The organism is Desulfoprunum sp., assembly GCF_053613775.1.
Genome location: NZ_JBSHXH010000002.1, coordinates 92119 through 112436 on the forward strand (window position 1 = coordinate 92119; position 20318 = coordinate 112436).

A 20318-nucleotide genomic window follows, 5' to 3' on the forward strand; every position below is an offset into this window, starting at 1 on the left:
AACTCCTCTTTTGCTCTCAATAAAGCAAGGACGATGCCAGTCGCTCTATGAAAAAAATATCACGTTAATTCAGTATTATAGCACAGATGTCAGGAGTGGTGGGAGAATTGTTGTTCTATTATGAAACTGATGGCGGTATAGTCGGACACAAGGTGTTTCAAAATGAACAGAGGTGCCCGTAGCCAGCGGGGGATATCACTATGAAGATGCCGTCCACGACCCCGTTCGGGGCCGTTGCCGCAGCGATCCCCAGGTTGTTTCGGATGGGGTCGATCAAGGGGAAGATCTTTATCGTCTTCGCCGTCGCCTTCCTCTCCATCACCGCCCTGACCGGCCTCAACCTGTGGAACTTGTCGATGCTGAAGACCAGGATGCTGCTGGGCGAGGGATACGACGACCTGCTCAACAACATCCTCGAGGTGCGGCGGTTCGAAAAGAATTTCGTGATCTATGGCGACCGCGAAAGCCTCAAGGAAGGCCGGCAATACCTCGACCGGATCGACGGCGTGGTCGACAGCCTGGCGACTGATCTGCCGCTGCTGGTGGGGAGCCGGGAATTCGGCGGCTTCCGTGACACCCTGCGCGACTATCGGGCGACGGCCGAGCAACTGGAGCAGGGCGACATGCTGGCCCCGGAAAAGCTGCGCAACCTCGGCAAGGCGCTCACCGACTCCGCCGACCGGTTTCGGATAATCAAGAGGGAGCGGATTCACCACACCCTGGTGCGCACCTCGTTGCTGCCGTTCGCATTTTTCGCCATTCTCCTGTTCGTCATGGTCCTCGTCCTATGGCTGATATCGCAGGGACTGCTGAAACCGCTGGACGTGGTCATGAACACGACGCGAAAGGTCGGGCAGGGCGACTTCAGCCGGATCAGCTACGACGGGGTGTGGCTGGAGGAGATCGCCGGGCTGATCGACGCCTTCAACCGCATGGCCCAGGAACTCGAGACCAACCAGGAGGACCTGATCCAGACCCGCAAGATCGCCGCCATCGGCACGTTCACCGCCGGCATCGCCCACGAGCTGAACAATCCGATCAACAATATCGCCCTGACCGCCGAGAGCTTCTGTGAGGAATACGGCGAGAGGATGGATGCCAGCTGCTCGGAGATGATCCGGGACATCATGAACCAGGCCGATCGGGCGGCCGAGATCGTCAAGAATCTGCTCGACTTCTCCCGCACTGAAAATCCGGTGTTCACCATCCTGGCGCCGGCCCAGGTCCTGACGCGCTCGGTCAAGCTGGTGCGGAACCAGGTCAGGATGGTCGGCATCCGCCTGGAGACCTCGGTGACCCGGGATCTGCCGATGATCCGCGGCAACCTCGGCAACCTCCAGCAGGTGTTCACCAACCTCCTCCTCAACGCCATCCAGGTCACGCCGCAGGACGGCAGGATCGGCATCCATGTCGATGCCGAAGGACCCCCCGGCTTCGTCCGCTTCATCGTCGAGGATTCCGGCCCCGGCATCCCGCCGGAGGCCCAGCACAAGATCTTCGAGCCGTTTTTCACCACCAAGGAGGTCGGCAAAGGGACCGGCCTCGGCCTGGCGGTCAGCTATTCGATCATCAAGCGCCATGGCGGTCGGATCGAGGTGTTCAGCGAAGAGGGCCGCGGCACCAGGTTCACCGTGCTCCTGCCTGCCGTCGCTGAAAAAATTTCCCGGGATTTTCAAGGGTGGACAGCGTCATGAGCCTGCGACTGGCGATCGTCGATGATGAAGAAATTGTCTGCCGCCGCCTGAGTCAGGCGCTGACGCGGGAGGGCTTCGAGGTGGAGGCGTTCATCATGGGGCGGTCCTTTCTCGAGCGGATGGTCCAGCAACCGTTCGATATCGTCTTCCTCGATCTCCGCCTCCCCGATCTCGACGGCCTGGAGATCCTCCCCCGGGTCAAGGCGCTCCATGCCGAGACCGAGGTGATCATCATCACCGGTCACGGCAGCGTCGATACGGCGGTGGAAGCGATGCGCCAGGGGGCCTATCATTACGTGGCGAAACCCTTCAACCTGTCGGAGGTCCGCCTGCTGGCCAAGGGCGCCCAGGACAAGGTCCTGATGCGCCAGGAAAACGTGCGTCTGCGCGAGGTCCTGAAGGGGGATTCGGGGCTGATGGCGATCATCGGCAACAGCCCGGCGATCAAGGAGCTGTTCGCGATGGTGCACAAGGTCGCCCCCATCGATTGCAATATCCTGATCCAGGGGGGCAGCGGCACCGGCAAGACGATGGTCGCCCGGGCGATCCATCAGCTCAGTCCGCGCCGGGATTTCCCCTTTGTCGTCTTCAACTGCGGCGGGTTCACCGACGAACTGATCACCAGCGAACTGTTCGGCTACGAGCGCGGGGCCTTCACCGGGGCCATCGCCACCAGGATCGGACTGCTCGAGTCGGCGATGGGCGGCACGGTGTTCCTCGATGAGATCGGGGAGATGCCGCTGTCGATGCAGGTCAAGCTGCTCCATGTAATCCAGGAGCGCCAGATCCTCCGGGTCGGCGGCACCCAGCCGATCGATCTCGACATCCGCATCGTCGCCGCCACCAACAAGGACCTGCAGCATGAGCTCGAGGCCGGGACCTTCCGCGAAGACCTGTTCTACCGGCTCAACGTCATCTCCATCGTCCTGCCGTCACTGGCCGAGCGGCGGGAGGACATCCCGTTGCTGGTCCGGTACTTCCTGGAAAAATACAGCCTGGCCTTTCACAAACAGGTATCGGGGGTGCAGTCCCAGGCCCTGCACATCCTGACCTCCTACCACTATCCGGGCAATGTCCGGGAACTCGAGAATATCATCGAGCGCGCCGTCGCCCTGACCGAACTCGGAGAGATCGGGGTGCAGGACCTGCCGCGGGACCTGCAGCACCTCGAATTCGATACGATCGAGGGGGAAGGGTTGGTGCCGCTGGAAGAGATGGAGAGGCGATACATCGTCAAGGTGCTGGAAAACACGGGCTACAACAAGGTACTGGCCGCCCGGATCCTGGGTATTCCGCGGACCACGCTGTGGCGTAAGCTGAAGATGCACAGGCTGGAAGGCCGGGGCGGCTGAGGGCTGCGGCAGGATGATCCGGCGGCGCCCCCAGGGGCGCCGAGCGGTCAGGCGTCGGGGTTTTCCAGGCCGTAGCGTTTGATCTTGCGCCACAGCGAGACGCGGTCGATGCCGAGGATCTTGGCGGCGGCCGACTTGTTGCCCTCGACCTCGTCGAGGACCTCGAGGATGTACTGCTTTTCATGCTCGTCGAGCGACGGCCAGTTTTCCCGCATTCCGCGGACCGCCACCGGCGCCGCCTCGTGCAGGTCGTCGACCAGATGCTGCGGCTCGACGATGTCGCCGTCGCAATGGAACAGGATGCGCTGAACGATATTTTCCAGTTCCCGGATATTTCCGGGGTATTCATATTGCATCAACCGCCGGGCCGCCTCGTCCGACAACCGGGGCGCGGTTCGGCCCGGCCGCGCATGTTTGGCGAGGAAGTGGCCGGCGAGCAGCGGGATGTCGTCGCGGCGTTCGGACAGGGGCGGGACGTGGATGGTGAGGACGTCGAGGCGGTAGAAGAGATCGGTCCGGAAGGCCCCTTCCTCCGCCGCCTTGCGCAGGTCCTTGTTGGTCGCGGCCAGGACACGGATATCGACCGGGATCTCCTCGGTGCCGCCGACCCGCATCAGGGTGCGCTCCTGCAGGATCCGCAGCAGCTTGACCTGCATCGACAGCGACAGTTCGCCGACCTCGTCGAAGAACACCGTGCCGCCTTCGGCCATCTCGATCAGCCCTTTCCGGGTCTTGTTGGCCCCGGTAAAGGCCCCCTGCTCGTGGCCGAACAACTCGCTGGTGATCAGTTCCTCGGTGAAGGCGCCGCAGTTGAAGGCGACAAACCGTCTGGAGGCCCGGGGGCTGAGTTCGTGGATGGTCCGGGCCACCAGTTCCTTGCCGGTGCCGGTCTCCCCCTGGATCAGGACGTTGCAGTCGAGCTGGGCGACCTGGTGGATGGTCTCGCGCAGCACCTGGATCTTCGGGCTCTGGCCGATGATCTTCGCGGTTCCGGTCCGGGCCGAGACCTGCTCCCGGAGGTGAAAGATCTCCCGGCGCAAGGAGGTCTTCTCCAGCGCCTTGTCGACGATGACCCGCAGTTCGTCGATCTTGAACGGCTTGGCGACGTAGTCGTAGGCGCCCTGGCGCATCGCCTCGACGGCGGTGTCGACACTGGCGTAGCCGGTAATGACCACCACCTCGGTCGACGGCCAGAGCTTTTTCGACTCGCTCAGCACCGCCATCCCGTCTTTCCCCTTCATCCGCAGGTCGGTCAGGACGAGATCGACCTCCTCCTGTTTGAGCAGGTCGATCGCCTGCTGCCCGTTCTCGGCCAGGAGGGTGATGTACCCGGCTTTTTTCAGGATATGGTCGAGATTGTCCCGGGCGATCGGTTCGTCGTCGACGATGAGTATTTTTTTCGTCTTCATGCCGTGGCCGGGGCAGCGAGGTCGGTTGCCAGGGGGAGGTGGATGAAAAAGGAGGCCCCTTCTCCGGGGCTGCTCTCGACGGTGACATGGCCCTGGTGCTTCTGGATGATGCCGTAGACCACCGACAGGCCCAGACCTGTGCCCTGACCTTCCTCTTTCGTCGTATAGAAGGGATCGAACAACCGGCCCTGGATTTCCCTGGGGATCCCCTTGCCGGTGTCACGGACCTCGATGACGGCCTCCCCGGTCTGCTCATGGGCGGTGGCGGTGACGGTGATCGCGCCCTTGTTGCCGATGGACTGGGCGGCGTTGATGATCATGTTGATGAAGACCTCCTGCATCCGCTGGGTATCCATCGGCAGGACGAGATCCTCCGGGATATCGACCCGCAGGGCGATGTCCGCCGGGATCTGGCTCTGGACGAGGCGCACCGCCCGGCGCACGGTGTCGGCCAGCTGCGCCGGCCGCAGGGAGAATTCCTGGACCCGGGAGAACTCGAGCAGGCCCTTGACGACATCCCGGGCCCGGAGGGTCTCCTGATCGATATTTTTCAGCATCCGCTGGAGCAGCTCCGCATCTCCGGCCTCGAGTTCGTCCAGGGCGATCTGGCAGGAGGTCGAGATATTGTTGAGCGGGTTGTTGAGCTGATGGGCGACGCCGGCGGTCAGGGTGCCGATGGAGGAGAGCTTCTGCGACTGCACCAGCTGGTCCTGGCGCCGTTCGAGTTCGCGGACCATGGTGTTGAAGGCCTCCATGACCTGCTGCATCTCGTCGCGGGTGTTGATCACCTGGATGCGGTTGAATCTGCCGAGGGCGATGTCGGCGGTGGCGTTCTTGATGACGGACAGGGGGCCGAAGATGCCGAAGACCAGCAGGATCGGCATGACGACCCCGAGTGCCACCGCCAGCGACGACCAGGCGATCAACTGCTTTTTCAGGAGATCGAGGTTCGAGTGGATCTGTCCCCGTTCGAAATCAACGAGTTCCTCGGCCTTTTCGGTCATAACCTTGCCCATTTCCCGCAGCTGGTCGACAATCCCGGCATATTCCGCGGTGGTGCGGTCTGCCTGCTGCGACAGGGACTGCATCGTGTTCTCGTACGACTGGAGTTGCCTGTCCAGTTCATGGAGGATCGGCGTGAGTTTCAGTTTGCCGCCCGTTGCGAGAATCGCCTCCTCGGTGTTGCGGGCCTGGGCCAGGTAGCGTCGGTTTTCTTCGAAGGCCTCGGCCTCGTTGTAGAGGAGGTAGTTCTTCTCATACCGTCGTGCTTCGAGGATGGTATTGTTGAGACTGTAGGCCAGTTCCAGGATCCCGATCTTGTCCTCGGTCGTCTCCATGTCGTTGTAGGAGATCAGGCTCATGCCGAGGATGCCGAGGATGTAACAGCCCAGATTGAACATCATCTTGAATCTGAGATTGAGGTGGATTCTGCGGCTCATCGTCCCTCCCTCCGGTTGGCAGGATAAGAAATCGGAAATCCGTTCTTGAGACCTTGATTTCAAAGTATGAACTTCTACTCAAAAAGTGCCGCGATGTAAATTGCTTCCTGGCATTGGTGGCGGTCGAGACCGGTAAGCCGTCGTCAAACAATAACCGTTACACAGAAATACCTTTCCGGCATAAGGGGCCGTAACGAAATGGTGAAAAATGTAACGGTTATTTCGTAACGGCCCCTAACCGGGGGCAGCAGGGATTTGTCCTTCACTTTCGTCGGAGAATCGGCAACAATTTGAAGGAATAATTCCGGCAACCGACGGTATCGTCGCCCGGTGAGCGAATGTCACAGTCCACAGTCAAGGAGGAGAACGATGAAGACACTGCTGATCCCGGCCCTGTTGATCACCCTGACCATCGGCGTTGTTTCCCCGGCCACCGGTGCCGCCGTCAACGAGGAGGACTGCCGGTCGACGATCACCATCACCTGCACCAAGTGTCACGGGGCGGTGAAGATCTGCAACCAGCTCAAGGACACCGGCACCGATGCCCAGAAATGGCGGGAGATCATCACCAGAATGGGCAAGAAGGCGAATCTGGACCAGGCGGTCCAGGATACGGCTCACGCCTGCCTCACCATGTCGGCGGATCCGAGAAGGCTGGTCTGCGAGAAATAAAGAGAGCCAGATGCAGAAACTCCGGCCGTATCTCCGCCGTCCTTTGCCCCCGAGGCCGTTATCCGCCTGACGGCGCTGGAGAAGGGCCGCAGGCGGTATCGTCTGCGTTAACACCCGGTTGCCCCCTCAGGTTGAAGAGCAGGTAACCAGGGCCAGCAGCAGAAAAAGGGTCCCGGCGATATAGAGCAGATAGCCGCCGACAACGCCATGCTGGAGGAAGACATGGATCCTGCCGGCTAGGTTGTTGACCAGTCGGCAGGCGGGATAGAGCATCCGGTCGAGAACCAGGTCGGGGGTGTGATCCGCATACCGCCTGACGCCTGGGAACAGGCCGAAGGACTGTTCACCCTCGTCCTTGATCTCGGTCCGCAGGCTCCAGTGGAACATATCAGTGAGCATTCCGGCGAATGAGGCGGCGGTGTACTGCATCCGCGCCGAGGGCTGGTGAAATCCACAACCCCATGTGGCCGTCAAGGGGACTACCGCCTTTCGCCAGTGGCGGATGAGGATCAACCCGGCGACCACAATCAGCAACATCATGCCGCCGGCGGTGATCCAGCCGAACGGGGCCAGGGTCCCGGGTAAGGAACACCCCGCAGCCCCTGCTCCCCAGGCGGAAAGCGCCCGGTTGAGGACCGGCACGACCACCGTCGGTGCTATGCCGATGATGACACAGCAACTCAGGATAATCAGCATCGGTGCCAGCATGGTGGGCGATGCCTCGACAATAGGCTGCGGCAGAGGCTTCCGGGCCTCGCCGAGGAAGGTGACGCCGAAGACCTTGACGAAGCAGGCGACCGCCAGGGCGCCGACCATCGCCAGCATCGGGGCGGCCATGACTGCCATGCTCAGGGCCAGCGGGCTGCCCGATCCTCCCTGGCTGTGCAGGAGACCCAGATATATCAGCCATTCACTGACAAATCCGTTTAACGGCGGCAGACCGCAGATGGCGACGGCCCCGCCTAAAAAACAGACCCCGGTGAGCGGCATCCGTTTGAGCAGCCCGCCATACGAATCGATCTGCCGGGTGCCGGTGGCGTTGATCAGATTGCCGGCGCTGAAAAACAGCAGTGACTTGAAGAGTCCATGATTCACCACATGGAGCAGGGCTCCGGCCATGCCGAGGGCCACCAGGCTGGGCTGATCGAAACTTCGCCCCAGCAGGGCGACACCGAGGCCGATGAGGATAATGCCGATATTTTCCACCGAGTGATAGGCCAGCAGCCGCTTGATATCGTGCTGGGCAAGGGCGAAGACGACGCCCATGACCCCCGATACGATACCCAGGATGAGGATGGTCCAGCCCCACCAGGGAGGGATGTCGGCAAAGAAGCTCGTCATCCGGACAATACCGTAGATGCCCATCTTGATCATGACCCCGGACATCAGGGCCGAGATATGGCTGGGGGCCGCAGCATGGGCCTGGGGCAGCCAGATGTGGAGAGGCATGATCCCGGCCTTGACCCCGAAGCCGAACAGGGCGAGGAGAAAAACAGCCGTGGCGGTCGGCGTTCCGGCATCGAGGGTGCCCGGCCCTGGAAAATCGAAGGACCCCGTGCTGCCCGTCAGGAGGATAAAGAAGGCATAGAGGGCCAGGGTGCCGGCATGGGTGCTGACCAGGTACACGAAGGCGGCACGCCGGACCTCCTCCATCTGCTGTTCGGTCAGGATGAGGAGGAAGCCGCCGATGGCCATCACCTCCCAGATCACCAGAAAAAGGACGCCATTCCGACAGGCGGGCAGCGCGGCAATGCTGGCCGCGAGGATGCCGTACAGGAACCGGAGCCTGCCGGCTGCAGCCAGGTGCCGGCGATGGGGAAAGTATCCCAGGCCGTAGATGGCGCCCAGGCCGCTGATGAGCAGGGCGGGAAGCAGGAAAACCGCAGCCAGGCCGTCGAGCCGGAAGCGGATATGGCCCCCCGGCAGGGCCCAGGCGGCGGCCAGTTCCGGCACCGAACCGCCGGCCAGGGCAATGCAGACGGCGACGATCCCGAGCAGGGCGCCGCCGGCCATCAACCCGGCACTCAATTGCTCGCCCCGGGCGGAGCGGCGGCCCCAGGCCAGGGCTGGAACTCCGGAGACCAGGATGATCAGAATACTGGTGAGATAGGTGGTGATGATCATGGTCACATCTCCCGTTTGCCGAGCAGCCGCAGCAGCCCGTCGAGGATGGTGTAAGGATGCGGCGGGCATCCGGGAATGAAGAGATCGACCGGCAGCAGCTCCTCCAGGCCTCGCCCTGTTTCGGGTGAGCCGCGGAACGGGCCGCCGCCGATGGCGCAGGCCCCGACCGCGATGACGATCTTCGGGGTCGGCATCGCCTCGTAGGTGGCGAGCAGGGCCGAACGCATGTTCGCGGTGAGGGCGCCGGTCACCAGCAGACCATCGGCATGGCGCGGCGAGGCGACGAACTGGACACCGAAGCGGGCCAGGTCGAAGACCAGGGTGGTGAGGACATTGCAGTCCGCCTCGCAGGCGTTGCAGCCGCCGGCAGATACCTGCCGCAGCTTGAGCGAGCGTCCCAGGGTACGGCGCAGGTCGGGCGGCAGGGGGTCCGCCGGCGGCAGGCTGGCGCCGCTCTGCCATCGCAGCGCCTCTCGCCGCCGCATCGCCAGCCGGTACTCGGCGGAAAAGCCGATGTTGCCCCTGGCGCAGGCCGGGCAGTCGGCGCAGAACAGGCAGAGCCCGAGATCGATGGCGACCCGGTCGTTTTCGATCGTGCAGGCGCCGAAAGGGCAGCGGTCGACACAGTCCCGGCAACCGGCGGGACAGCCGCTCTGCAGTGCCGGCAGCCCCCGGAACCTGGCCGGCAGTGCCGGCTCCACCGCTGGAAATTTACCTGTTCGGTAGCCCTGGCGCCAGCGCTCGGCAATAACTCGCAGCATGTATCTCCCTCCAGTTCATCAATTCGGGCAATGGCCCTGGGGTACTGCATACCTGCACCCGGGACCGGTTCCAGCCGCCGTCACAGATCATACCCGCAATAGGACAGGTTGAAGCTCTTGTTGCAGAGCGGGAAGTCCGAGATCTGGGTCCCGCGCATCGCCACGGCCAGACCGACCCAGTTGTGAAACGAGGGGTCGACTACTTTGTAGCGCCGGAAGCGGCCATTTATTCCGGTTATCGCCACATGGACCACCTCGCCCCGCCACCCTTCGATCATGGCCAGGCACAGGGAATTCGGTCTGAGGGGCGGCAGCGGGGTTTCGGCCTCGCCTTTCGGCAGGCTGGTCAGCAGGCGGCGGACCAGGTCGATCGAGACCTCGATTTCCCTGTGGCGCATCCGGGCCCGGGCGAAAACATCGCCCTTCTCGTCGGTGATCATCTCGTCGAAGTTCTTGCGGCAGATCCCGACCGGAAAGAAAAATCGGCTGTCCCGGGGGACGCCGCAGGCCCGGGCCGCCACCCCGACCAGCCCCAGGTCCTCGGCGGTGGAACGTGACAGCCGCCCCACCCCCTCGAGCCGGCTGAGCACCGAAGGGGTGTCGAAGAAGAGCCGGCAGGCACCCAGGGTATCGGTCTCGATCGTTCCCAGGGTGGCATGGAGCTGCTCGACCAGCTGCGGCGACAGGTCGAAGCCGGTCCCGCCCGGCCGCACCAGGCCCCGGCCGAAGCGGCTGCCGCAGAGGGCCGCCGTCATGTTGAGATAATCGCCGCGCAGTCGACCGCAGAAGGAGGCGGTGGGCAGAAAGCCGATGTCCCCCGACAGGGCGCCGATATCGCCCACGTGGTTGGCCAGACGTTCCAGCTCGAGCCCCAGGGCCCGGATAGTCTGGGCCCGGGGGCGGATCTCGCCGCCGACGAGGCCCTCGATGACCAGGCTGTAGGCGGTCATGTGGCCGATGGTGGTGTCCCCGGCGATGGTCTCCATCTGCCTGGCGGTCGCCGGATGCGGCCCTCCGACCAGCATTTTCTCCAGGCCGCGATGCTGGTAGCCGAGGGAGATCTCGAGATGCAGGACCTTCTCGCCATGGCACTGGAAACGGAAATGGCCCGGTTCGATGATGCCGGCATGAACCGGCCCCACGGCCACCTCGTGGATGCCGTCGCCCTCCACCCGGTAGTAGTCCATGGCGCCGGGCGGAGGATTAAGGCCTGCCTCCCGCTCCCGGGCCGCCTGGCCTGGTCGCCATGCGGGGCAGAAACGGACGGGTTTCAGCCACGGGTGACCTTCCGGTACGACCCCGAACTGTTCGGCGATCTCGCGTTCGAAGAGGTGGAGCTGCAGGCAGTTCGGGGTGAGCGATTGGAACCGGTCGCCGATCGCTGTGCGCAAGACGGCGAAGTTGCCGTTCCGTTCCCTGGCCATGATGGCGAAGATCTCCAGGGCGCCGTCGGCTCCGTCCCCGTGCGGCACGGCGAAGTAGGCTGCCACCCTGCTGCCCCGGCCGTACTCGGCCAGCAGGCTATCGGCGAAAAGATCGTAGTGAAGGACCGGGATCCGCTCGAGGGGGATCTGCCCGCCGTTGTCGACAAGTACCGGATGACGATAACTCATCGCGGCACCTCCACGATCCCGGCCGCCTCGGCGACCAGACTGCGGATCGATTCCGGCAGGTACAGGCCGAGCACCAGGACCAGCAGCAGCAGAATCAGCGGCGGCCCCACCGACAGCACGGTATCGTGGTAGGGGGCCGAATCGGCCCGGGCCGACGGCGGCCCGAGGGTGACGGCCAGGATCGTGCTGCCCATGCCGATGAACACCACCGACAGCACGATCAGAAAATAGCCGCCCAGGGCGAAGTGGCCGGTGGCGAACACCTCCCGCAGGATGCTGAACTCGCTGACAAAAAGCCCGAATGGCGGCGATCCGGTGACGGCCAGGAAGGCGGCGATGAAGAGCATGGCCGTGACCGGCAGGATCCCTATGACGCCGGAGACCTCCTCCCGCCGCTTGCTGGCGAAACGCCGGTTGATATTGCCGGCGGCGAGAAACAGGACTCCCTTGACGAGGGCGTTGTTGACCATATGGAGCATGGCCCCGAAGACGGCGATACCGCCGATGCCGATGCCGATGGCCAGGATCCCCATGTGCTCGACGCTGGAGTAGGCCAGGAGCCTCTTGTAGTCGGGTTGCCTGACGACAAAGAGGGCGGCGAAGAGGAGGGACAGCATACCCATGAAGAGAAAGGCCCGGCGGGCGATCTCGATCTCACCGGCCGCCGCCATGATCTGCATGGAGCGCAGCAGTGCCAGGAAGGCGACACTGGTCAGACCGCCGGCAAGCAGGGCCCCGACCATTCCCGGGGCCTCGCCGTAGGCGTCCGGTTTCCAGGAATGGAGGGGGGCGAATCCGACCTTGGTGCCGAAACCGACCAGCAAGAAGACAAAGCCCGCCCGCAGCCAGGGGCGGGAGCAGGCCCCTGCCCCGGCCAGGAGATCGTCGAGCTGGAGACTGATCCGTTCGGCAGGCAGCATCGAATAGGCGACGAAAAAGATCCCCAGCATGGCGAGGGCGATCCCGACCGAGCAGAGGAGGAGGTACTTCCAGGTCGCCTCGATCGAGAACCGGTTGCGGTTGTAATAGATGAGCGGGGCCGAGGCCAGGGTGGTGGCCTCCACCGCCACCCACAGGAGCCCCAGATGCCTGGATACCACGGCCAGGCTCATGGCGGCGAGGAAGAGGAGGAGGCAGGAGACGAAGATCCGGTTGCCCCACTGCAGCCGGGAATGGAGGTAGTTCAGTCCGTAGAGCCCGCAGCACAGGAAGAGTATGGAGATCAGCAGCAGGACGAGCCGGCCCAGGGGGTCGATCCCGACCCAGGACCCGGCCAGCAGCGGCGGGGGGACGGCGAGCGTGCGCAGCACCAGGGCCAGATGGAGGCCGCCCGCCGTCGGCAGCAGCCAGGGGCGGAGCCGGTCGGAAGGCATGAGGTAGGCGCCAAGGGCAGAGATGAAGGGGATAAGCACGAGCAGGATGGTCATTTCATTCCCTCAACGAGGACAGGTTTTCCATATCGGTGGTCGGGAATTCCCGGCTGATCTGGTTGATGACGATCCCCATGATGAACACGGCCACCAGGAGGTCGAGCAGGACCGCGGCCTCGACGATCACCGGCATGGCCTCGGCCAGCAGCATCCCGAAGATGAAGACCCCGTTTTCGAAGATCAGATAACCCAGGACCTGGGTCAGGGCCTTGCGCCGGGTCGCCAGCACCAGGAAGCCGGTTGCCAGGGTGGCGAGCCCGACGGAGACGATCATCGACCCGCGATGGGCCTCGATCAGGGGCAGCAGGTCACTGAAGATGAAGGCCCCGGCCATGGCCAGGGTCCCGAGCAGCAGGGTCGGCACGTAGCCGATCAGCGGCTCGATCTCCCGGCGGATCTGCACCTGGCGGATGGCCCGGAACAGCAGCCAGGGCATGAGAAGGCCCTTCAGGGCCAGGGCGGCACCGGCGAGAAACAGGGTATGGGCGGTGACAGGGTGGACAAGGAGCGATACCAAGGCCAGGATGGAGCCCTGCAGGGCCGTGGTGCGGATGCAGGCCCCCAGGCGGCTGCTGCCGAGGATGAAGAAATTGAGGGGGATGACCAGCAGGAGCAGGAAATTGGCGGGACTTTTCATGGATTCATTTCAGGAGGAGGATAAAGGAAAAAAAGGACAGCAGCGAGGTGCCGATGAGCAGTTGCGGAATCCTGAGCAGCTGCAGCCGCGCCATGACCGACTCGATCACCCCGATCACGGCGGCCAGGGCCAGCATCGCGAGGCCGAAGGCCAGGGCGTCGAGGAACTGGTTGCCGAGCGGGCAGGGCAGGACCAGGCCGACCACCATCGCCCCCATCAGCATCAGTTTCATGGCGGACCCGTACAGAATCATGCCGAGATCGGGGCCGCTGTGATCGAGGACCATGACCTCGTGGATCATGGTCAGTTCGAGATGGGTGGCGGGATCGTCGAAGGGGATGCGGCAGTTTTCCACCAGCACGACGACGAACATGCAGACCAGGCTCAGGACCATCGAAGGCCCGTCCGTCTGCCAGCCGGGGAGCAGGGCGGAGCCGAAGAGCCCGGCGAGGGAAAAGGAACCCGTCAGGCTGGTCAGGACGATCAGCACGAAAAAGAGGGTGGGTTCGACCAGGCAGGCGAAGGTGACTTCGCGGGCCGCACCCATGCCCTCGAACGAAGAGCCGGTGTCGAGGGCGGCGGTGGCGGTGGCGAAGCGGGAGAGTGCCAGGAGGTACGTCACCAGGATCAGATCGCCGTCAAAGCCGAAGGGCGCGCCGATGTTGCCGAAAGGGACGAAGAGGGCGGCCACCGCCGGCACCGCGACACCAAGCACCGGGCCGCATCGGAAGAGCCATGTCGTGGTCCGGCTCAGCAGCATATCCTTGCGGAAGAGCTTGAGGATGTCGAAGTACGGCTGGAGCAGCGGCGGACCTTGGCGGCCGCCGAACAGGGCCTTGGTCTTGGCGATCACCCCGATGAGGAGCGGCGAGCAGACGAAGAGCAGGGACAGATGCCACAGAAGATCCGTAACGATGCGTATCATGTCAATTTCCACCAGGCAATGGGAAACGTAAGGGGGCTGTGTCGGACGGAGAGCCGGATGACGGTTGTCGGTCCCGATTGCGATTCCGGGGCAGCATCGGACCCGGGACCCTGGCGGGGTCGGGGGTGTGGGAGAGGGCCCGGGGCGATGCGGGCAGGACGGTCAATCCGTGGACGAAAAATGACGTGGAGGGCCCATCCGCATCGGAGGGGAACTCGGGAATCAATCAGCAGCGACATGGGGACCAGCCTTTCGAATTAGGATGCTGTGTTGTCTCCGGGAGAAAGATATCCTTTCTCCCGAAATCAAGGCATGATCATTGATCCCGGTTTACCCTCGGGGGGAAGACCGGGGTCCGCATCGAACAGGCAATGGTGTAAGGGTGTCGGCGAAGCGAGACGTGGGATGAGCCCACGAGAATGGCATCTTTACGTGAGGTAGAGCCCGTTCACGGTTTACCATCGTCGTCGGTCATGTGAGCAGTCTATTGCGGGAAGGCTGTTTCCATGGCTGGCAGCGTTATACCAAGGACCGTCTTATGAGCCATTCCCGGTAAAATGTCAAGAGGTGATGATGCAAAAAGCAACAGTGGTCGGTCGGCATTGAAAAATTGAGGGGGATGGAGGATAGTGGAGGATCGGGCGGCTGGAGGCGACACCGTCGACAGAACACAATCATCTCAGCAAGGGCGGAAGGAATGGAGAGACAGCGGAAGGAAGATGCAGCGGGGGCCGGCCCCCAGGAACTGTTCGCCGCGGCGGTGACCCTCCACCGGCAGGGACACTACCGGGAGGCCGAGACCAGGTATGCCCGGGTGCTGCGGCTGCTCCCCGGGCATCCCAGTATCCTCGGCAACCTCGCGGCGCTCTATCAGCAGACGGGCCGCCTGCAGGAGGCGGCGGCATGCTGCCGCGAGGCCTTGGCCGAGACCCCCGATGACCCCCTGCTGCACCTCAATCTCGGCGCGATCCACGAAGAGGAAGGGGATCCCGCCGCCGCCGAGTCCTGCTACCGCAAGACCCTGGGACTGGATCCGCACAACGCCAAGGCGCTGAACAACCTGGGCAAGATCCTGCAGCAGCGGGGACGGGGCGAAGAGGGGGAGGGGTGTATCCGCCGGGCCCTGGAACTGATCCCCGACTATCCTCTGGCCCTCAACAATCTCGGGGTCATCTGCGGCGGACAGGGGCGGCACGACGAGGCCCTGGTCTGTTTCCGCCGGGTCCTGGAACTGGAGCCGGAGTCGATCAACGCCCTCTACAATATCGCCGGCGTCTATAACTGCCTGGGTCGCCGGGACGAAGCCATCGCCCATCTGCGCCGCCTGCTGACCGTGCAGCCGGACCATGCCCCGGCCCGCCACATGCTGGCGGCCCTCTCCGGGGAGACCACCGAGACTGCCCCGCGCGACTATGTCGAAGAGACCTTCGACGCCTATGCCGGACGCTTCGACCGCCACCTGACGGAACAGCTGCAGTATACCGTGCCGAAGGTCCTGCAGGAGATGGTGGCGGCAGTCCTGGGAGAAGGGCAACAGGCGGAGCGGATGCTCGATCTCGGCTGCGGCACCGGCCTGGCGGGGGAGGCCTTCCGCCCCCTCGTCCGCCAGCTGCATGGGATCGACATCTCGGCGGGGATGCTGGCGCAGGCGGGGGCGAAGCACCTCTATGACCTGTTGGAGCGCGACGACATTGCGGTCTGGCTCGGTGACTGCAGCCAGAGCTACGACCTGGTCATCGCCACCGATGTCTTTGTCTATATCGGCTGTCTCGACCCCATTTTCGCCGCGCTTACGCGATGCGCCACCCCCGGGGCCCTGCTCGGGTTCTCGGTCGAACGGTGCGAGGAGGGACGGGACTACCTGTTGCGCCCGTCGGGTCGCTATGCCCAGTCCCCGGTCTATGTCGAGCGGTTGGCCGCAGAGCATGGCTGGACGATCGTGGTGCACCGCCGCCACGGTATCCGCCGCGAGGAGGGGGAGTGGATTGACGGAGATCTCTTCCTGTTGCGTCGGCGACCGGATCAGAACAGATAGCCGTAGCGGATTCCGACGGTGTCAAGGCCTTCATTGGGATCGGCCGTATAGCCGTTCGAGACATGATCGAACAGCAGCAGCAGCCGGTTGTGGGCCGTGAGCGCATAGCCGATCTCCGCCGCGAAACGGACCAGGACCCGGCTGCCCATCTGCTTGCGGTCGATGGCCTGGGGATCTTCGATCTCGCCGTCATGCACCGCGAGGCCGGCCCCGAGATCGAAGATCAAGCCGTTGCGCCGGAGGTGCTGCCAGATGCCGCCGACATAGATCTTACTGGTATTGCCGCGGTCATTGACCGACAGGCCGAGGTTCGGCCGGATCTGCCCATGCCACAGGGCAAGGTGAGGAGAGAAGGCCAGTTCGACATTGAGGTCGAGGCCGTCTTCGCGCCCGGTTCCGTTCCACAGGTTGCCGGTATCGTGATCGAGCAGGCCGAGACGGATTTCATGCAGCCAGGGTCGCCTTTCCCCGCTGTGAGCATGTTGACAGAGATGGTGGTGACAATTATGAGAACGGCAATGAAAAATTCCGGCCACAGTTGCAGCAGCCATTCCGTTGTCCCCAGCCTCGTCATCTCGTCAAGGGCCTGACCGCTGATGAGATCGGGACCTCGCTCCGATTGGTGGACCGGGTCGGAGACGAGAGCGCATGACGGCAGTCGTATCTTCCCTGCAGCTGCCCGGGAGATTTTTTTGATCGCCGGCCCGGGTGCTCACGGGCCGCAAGGGGGAGACCATGGCAAGGAAACTGGGGAAAACGGCGTCCATCATCCTGGTGCTGACGGCGGCCACGGCCATCGGCGGTTTCTGGTGGTGGGGGTACGGCAGGACCCATCACCACCGACGATGCCTTTATCGCCGGGCATGCCTACACGATCGCGCCGCGGGTCAGCGGCAGGGTCGCCGAGGTCCTGGTCCAGGACAACCAGAGGGTGAAGAAGGGTGATCATCTGGTCAGGATCGACCGGGACGATTACGGGCTCCGCGTCGCCGAGGCCCGGGCCATCCTGGCCCTGGCCAGAAACGAGGGCAGCGGCAGCCAGGCCCTGATCGAGGCCGCCAAAGCCGGTGTCGTGCAGGCCGAGGCGGCCCTGGCGCAGGTGGTGCTCGACCTGAGCCGGAGCCGCTCCCTCTCTACGACCAAGGCCATTCCGAAGGAGCAGCTCGACCAGCTGGAGACGGAGAAACGGGTGGCCGACGCCCGGGTGGCCGAGGCCCGGCAGAAACTGCGATCGGCCGAGGCCGCTCTCGGACTTGGCCGGAATGGCGGCGGGGATGCCCGTGTCGCCCTGCGGCAGGCGCAGCTGGCCCAGGTCGAGCCCAGTCTCGCCCATACCGGCATCGTCGCCCCGGAGGACGGCTATGTGACCAGGAGGAGCGTCGAGGTCGGCAACTATGTCCAGCCCGGCCAGCCGCTGATGAGCATCGTCAATCTCGACGATATCCGGATCATCGCCAACTACAAGGAAATCCAGCTGGCCGGCGTCAAGGCCGGCCAGGCCGTCGAGTTCAGGGTCGACATGTACCCCGGCAGGACCTTCCACGGGCATGTCGACAGCCTGATGGCCGGGACCGGATCGGCCTTCGCCCTGCTGTCGCCGGAGAACGCCTCCGGCAACTTCGTCAAGGTGGTGCAGCGGATTTCGGTAAAGATCCTCATCGACCGGGACGCCACCTCCACCGGCCGGGACGGCCATATGCCGAAGGTCGGAACGAGTGTCGCCCCGACGATCATGATCGACAAGCGTTCCGGGCCCCGGTGGGGGGTGTGAGATGGCGGGGGAGCGTCGAATGGCGCTGACGGCGTTCCCGGCGGGCGGGTCACTGGCGTGAGGAGGATCTCGGCCCGCAGGAAATGGATGGTGACGGCCACCGTCATGCTGGGGACGATGATGAACGCCATCGACACCAGCATCGTCAATGTCGCTCTGCCGTACATGCGGGGCGGTCTCGGGGCGTCGATCGAGGAAATCGCCCGGGTCTCCACCGGCTTCATCCTCGCCAATGTCATCATCATGCCGATCATCGCCCTGCTCAGCGCCCGTTTCGGCCGCCGGCGGTTCTACTTCGTCTCGGTATTGCTGTTCACGGTCTCCTCGGTGCTCTGCGGCCTGGCCCGCAGCCTCGATCTGCTGATCCTGGCCCGGGTCCTGCAGGGGATCGGCGGCGGGGCGATCACCCCGCTGTCCCAGGCGATCCTCCGTGAGAGCTTCGAGCCCGAGGAGCAGGGGATGGCCATGGGCATCTTCGGCCTCGGCGTCATCCTCGGCCCGGCCTTCGGGCCGACGCTGGGCGGCTGGCTCAGCGACCACTATTCCTGGCCGTGGATCTTCTACATCAATATCCCCTTCGGCATCGTCAACCTGTTCATGATTCTCCGCTACCTGGAGGACCCCCCCTATCTGGTGCGGGAACGGCAAAAGATCGACTGGCCCGGACTGGCCTTCATGGTTGCGGGGCTGGGGGCGCTGCAGCTGATGCTGGAGCAGGGACAGGACAAGGACTGGTTCAATTCCGACTTCATCGTCGGCCTGGCGGCGATCGCCGTCGTCGGCCTGGTGATCATGCCGCGGGCGCTGGCGATGGCCGTGGCGATGCCGCTCGGGGGCAGGCTGTACAACAGCATCGGTCCCCGACCGCTGATTGTTGCAGGGCTCGCCGTCAGTGCCGCCGCCTTCTGGCAGATGACCAGTCCGTCCCTCAACACCAATCCGGCCTCCCTGTTGGTGCCGATGATCTTCCAGGGCTTCGGGCTGGGACTGGCCTTCGTCGCCGCCAGCACCGCGGCAATGGGCAACCTCGACAGGGCGCAGATGACCGCCGCCTCCGGACTCTACAACGTCATCCGCCAGGTCTGCGGCAGCTTCGGCATCGCCCTGTCCGCCACCCTGCTGACCCGTGGCTATATCACCAACAGGACGTATCTGATGGAGTATGTCGCCGCCCTCGACGGCACCAGTGCCGTATGGCTCGAGCAGCTGCAGCGGTACCTGGCCGGCCGGGGGGCCGATGCGGTGTCGGCCAAGTCCCAGGCCCTCGGCCTGCTGGCCAGATTTGTCGACCAGCAGGCCTATATGCTTTCCTACAACCGGGTGTACGTCTTTGTCAGCCTCCTCTTTGTCCTCACCATCCCCCTCGTGGCGGTCCTGCGGCCAGCAGCTGAAGAGCGGCCCGGGAAGTAGGCCGCCCGCCGCCGGTGGCGCCGGCAGGAAAAAATTCCGCCCGATCCTTTGAAAAATCCGCCGCTCCCGGTATAGTGGGCCCGCAATCGTTACCCTTCCGATCAACCCTCTCTTCCGGTGGTGCCATCATGAGCCGAGTCCAGGCCAATCTCCTCCTGACCCTCGCGGCGATCATCTGGGGCAGCGCCTTTGTCGTCCAGCAGATCGGTACCGGCAATCTCGGCACCATCTCCTTCACCGGCGCCCGCTTCCTGCTCGGCGCCCTCGTCGTCCTGCCCTTTGCCCTGCGCCAGTTCCGGCGGGTGGCGAGGGAGGAGCGGCCGTTTCAGCGCCGTGACTGGGTCGGCCTGACCGTCACCGGGCTGGTGCTCTGTACCGCCGCCGTGCTGCAGCAGCACGGCATCCTGCGGACCTCGGTGGCCAACGCCGGCTTCCTCACCGCCGTCTATGTGCCGCTGGTGCCGATCATCGGCCGGCTCTTTCTTCAGCGACGGGTCCACTGGTCGGTGTGGCCGGCCTCCTGCGGCTGCCTCGCCGGCACCTATATCATGAGCGGGGCCCAGGGGCTCAATTTCCGCCTCGGCGATCTGTGGGTCATCTCCAGCACCCTGTTCTGGGCGGTGCACGTCATCCTCGTCGGCATCATGGCCTCGCGGACCCGGGCGCCGCTGGTCGTCGCCGTCAGCCAGTTCCTCGTCTGCGGCCTGACCGGCCTTGTCGTCGGCGGCCTGGTGGAGCAGCCGGCCATGGCGGACTTTCTCGGCGCCTTCTACGGCATCTGCTATGTCGGCGTCTTCTCGGTGGGCATGGCCTTCACCCTGCAGGTGGTGGGACAGCGTTTCACCCCGGCGGCCGATGCCGCCATCATCCTCAGTTCGGAGACGGTCTTCGCCGCCCTCGCCGGGTTCATCTTCCTCGACGAGCGCCTGGCCGCGGTCAGGATTGCCGGGGCCGGTCTGATCCTCTGCTGTATCCTTGCCGTCGAGCTGCTGCCAACGCTAGGAAAATCGCGGCCGTTGAGTTGATCGCCGGCCGCAAAAGACCTT

General features: G+C 64.1%; 16 protein-coding genes. 7 read left to right on the forward strand and 9 right to left on the reverse strand.

The annotated features are described in order from the left end of the window. Positions 1-200 precede the first annotated feature (200 nt). Both ACWGKN_RS02140 and ACWGKN_RS02145 read left to right on the forward strand, forming a co-directional pair. Complete coding sequence (locus tag ACWGKN_RS02140) at positions 201-1694, forward strand: sensor histidine kinase (protein ID WP_035226505.1); 1494 nt, start codon at positions 201-203, stop codon at positions 1692-1694. Beyond that, entirely contained in the window at positions 1691-3046 is a 1356-nt protein-coding gene (locus ACWGKN_RS02145; protein WP_035226508.1) for a sigma-54-dependent transcriptional regulator, read from the forward strand. The genes ACWGKN_RS02140 and ACWGKN_RS02145 overlap by 4 nt, the downstream gene beginning before the upstream one ends. Positions 3047-3093: 47 nt before the next feature. Here ACWGKN_RS02145 and ACWGKN_RS02150 read toward each other — a convergent pair whose 3' ends face one another. Both ACWGKN_RS02150 and ACWGKN_RS02155 read right to left on the reverse strand, forming a co-directional pair. Beyond that, entirely contained in the window at positions 3094-4455 is a 1362-nt protein-coding gene (locus tag ACWGKN_RS02150; protein ID WP_035226510.1) for a sigma-54-dependent transcriptional regulator, read from the reverse strand. Beyond that, positions 4452-5894, reverse strand: a complete 1443-nt coding sequence (locus tag ACWGKN_RS02155; protein WP_424255174.1) for a sensor histidine kinase — start codon at positions 5892-5894, stop codon at positions 4452-4454. The genes ACWGKN_RS02150 and ACWGKN_RS02155 overlap by 4 nt, the downstream gene beginning before the upstream one ends. A 369-nt stretch (positions 5895-6263) precedes the next feature. Between ACWGKN_RS02155 and ACWGKN_RS02160 the strand changes: the two genes are divergently transcribed. Continuing rightward, entirely contained in the window at positions 6264-6566 is a 303-nt protein-coding gene (locus tag ACWGKN_RS02160) for a hypothetical protein (RefSeq protein ID WP_452094589.1), read from the forward strand. 126 nt (positions 6567-6692) lie between these two features. On the opposite strand, the gene ACWGKN_RS02165 is transcribed toward ACWGKN_RS02160, so the two are convergent. The 6 genes from ACWGKN_RS02165 to ACWGKN_RS02190 all read right to left on the reverse strand — a co-directional run bounded on the left by ACWGKN_RS02165 (position 6693) and on the right by ACWGKN_RS02190 (position 14056). After that, positions 6693-8690: a proton-conducting transporter transmembrane domain-containing protein gene (locus ACWGKN_RS02165; RefSeq protein WP_052159638.1), complete on the reverse strand. Its 1998-nt coding sequence runs from the start codon at positions 8688-8690 to the stop codon at positions 6693-6695. Between the two features lie 2 nt (positions 8691-8692). Continuing rightward, positions 8693-9451: an NADH-quinone oxidoreductase subunit NuoB gene (gene nuoB / locus ACWGKN_RS02170; protein ID WP_452094590.1), complete on the reverse strand. Its 759-nt coding sequence runs from the start codon at positions 9449-9451 to the stop codon at positions 8693-8695. Between the two features lie 80 nt (positions 9452-9531). Next, a complete protein-coding gene (locus ACWGKN_RS02175; protein ID WP_452094591.1) occupies positions 9532-11064 on the reverse strand; it encodes an NADH-quinone oxidoreductase subunit D-related protein in 1533 nt (510 codons plus the stop codon). Continuing rightward, entirely contained in the window at positions 11061-12491 is a 1431-nt protein-coding gene (locus ACWGKN_RS02180) for a proton-conducting transporter transmembrane domain-containing protein (RefSeq protein WP_035226524.1), read from the reverse strand. Before ACWGKN_RS02180 ends, ACWGKN_RS02175 begins: the two co-directional genes overlap by 4 nt. A gap of 1 nt (position 12492) precedes the next feature. Beyond that, positions 12493-13131, reverse strand: coding sequence for a hydrogenase (locus tag ACWGKN_RS02185; RefSeq protein ID WP_452094592.1), 639 nt, complete (start codon positions 13129-13131; stop codon positions 12493-12495). A gap of 4 nt (positions 13132-13135) precedes the next feature. Beyond that, complete coding sequence (locus ACWGKN_RS02190) at positions 13136-14056, reverse strand: respiratory chain complex I subunit 1 family protein (protein WP_035226529.1); 921 nt, start codon at positions 14054-14056, stop codon at positions 13136-13138. Positions 14057-14753: 697 nt separating this feature from the next. On the opposite strand from ACWGKN_RS02190, the gene ACWGKN_RS02195 reads away from it, so the two are divergent. Further along, entirely contained in the window at positions 14754-16091 is a 1338-nt protein-coding gene (locus ACWGKN_RS02195; protein WP_424256201.1) for a tetratricopeptide repeat protein, read from the forward strand. Here the strand turns inward: ACWGKN_RS02195 and ACWGKN_RS02200 are convergent. Further along, positions 16079-16642, reverse strand: coding sequence for an acyloxyacyl hydrolase (locus tag ACWGKN_RS02200; protein WP_452094593.1), 564 nt, complete (start codon positions 16640-16642; stop codon positions 16079-16081). The two genes, ACWGKN_RS02195 and ACWGKN_RS02200, sit on opposite strands and share 13 nt — an antisense overlap. Positions 16643-17022: 380 nt before the next feature. Between ACWGKN_RS02200 and ACWGKN_RS02205 the strand changes: the two genes are divergently transcribed. The 3 genes from ACWGKN_RS02205 to ACWGKN_RS02215 all read left to right on the forward strand — a co-directional run bounded on the left by ACWGKN_RS02205 (position 17023) and on the right by ACWGKN_RS02215 (position 20297). Continuing rightward, positions 17023-17862 (forward strand): HlyD family secretion protein, encoded by an 840-nt coding sequence (locus ACWGKN_RS02205; protein WP_052159641.1) that lies wholly within the window; start codon positions 17023-17025, stop codon positions 17860-17862. Positions 17863-17949: 87 nt separating this feature from the next. After that, a complete protein-coding gene (locus ACWGKN_RS02210; protein WP_452094594.1) occupies positions 17950-19272 on the forward strand; it encodes an MDR family MFS transporter in 1323 nt (440 codons plus the stop codon). Positions 19273-19400: 128 nt separating this feature from the next. Further along, positions 19401-20297, forward strand: a complete 897-nt coding sequence (locus tag ACWGKN_RS02215; protein WP_035226533.1) for a DMT family transporter — start codon at positions 19401-19403, stop codon at positions 20295-20297. Positions 20298-20318: the final 21 nt, after the last annotated feature.

Bases quoted from the DNA above. Each gene is read 5' to 3' on its own strand.
- ACWGKN_RS02140 (WP_035226505.1), top strand. From the start codon at position 201: ATGAAGATGCCGTCCACGACCCCGTTCGGGGCCGTTGCCGCAGCGATC.
- ACWGKN_RS02145 (WP_035226508.1), top strand. From the start codon at position 1,691: ATGAGCCTGCGACTGGCGATCGTCGATGATGAAGAAATTGTCTGCCGC.
- ACWGKN_RS02150 (WP_035226510.1), bottom strand. From the start codon at position 4,455: ATGAAGACGAAAAAAATACTCATCGTCGACGACGAACCGATCGCCCGG.
- ACWGKN_RS02155 (WP_424255174.1), bottom strand. From the start codon at position 5,894: ATGAGCCGCAGAATCCACCTCAATCTCAGATTCAAGATGATGTTCAAT.
- ACWGKN_RS02160 (WP_452094589.1), top strand. From the start codon at position 6,264: ATGAAGACACTGCTGATCCCGGCCCTGTTGATCACCCTGACCATCGGC.
- ACWGKN_RS02165 (WP_052159638.1), bottom strand. From the start codon at position 8,690: ATGATCATCACCACCTATCTCACCAGTATTCTGATCATCCTGGTCTCC.
- nuoB (WP_452094590.1), bottom strand. From the start codon at position 9,451: ATGCTGCGAGTTATTGCCGAGCGCTGGCGCCAGGGCTACCGAACAGGT.
- ACWGKN_RS02175 (WP_452094591.1), bottom strand. From the start codon at position 11,064: ATGAGTTATCGTCATCCGGTACTTGTCGACAACGGCGGGCAGATCCCC.
- ACWGKN_RS02180 (WP_035226524.1), bottom strand. From the start codon at position 12,491: ATGACCATCCTGCTCGTGCTTATCCCCTTCATCTCTGCCCTTGGCGCC.
- ACWGKN_RS02185 (WP_452094592.1), bottom strand. From the start codon at position 13,131: ATGAAAAGTCCCGCCAATTTCCTGCTCCTGCTGGTCATCCCCCTCAAT.
- ACWGKN_RS02190 (WP_035226529.1), bottom strand. From the start codon at position 14,056: ATGATACGCATCGTTACGGATCTTCTGTGGCATCTGTCCCTGCTCTTC.
- ACWGKN_RS02195 (WP_424256201.1), top strand. From the start codon at position 14,754: ATGGAGAGACAGCGGAAGGAAGATGCAGCGGGGGCCGGCCCCCAGGAA.
- ACWGKN_RS02200 (WP_452094593.1), bottom strand. From the start codon at position 16,642: ATGGCTGCTGCAACTGTGGCCGGAATTTTTCATTGCCGTTCTCATAAT.
- ACWGKN_RS02210 (WP_452094594.1), top strand. From the start codon at position 17,950: ATGGTGACGGCCACCGTCATGCTGGGGACGATGATGAACGCCATCGAC.
- ACWGKN_RS02215 (WP_035226533.1), top strand. From the start codon at position 19,401: ATGAGCCGAGTCCAGGCCAATCTCCTCCTGACCCTCGCGGCGATCATC.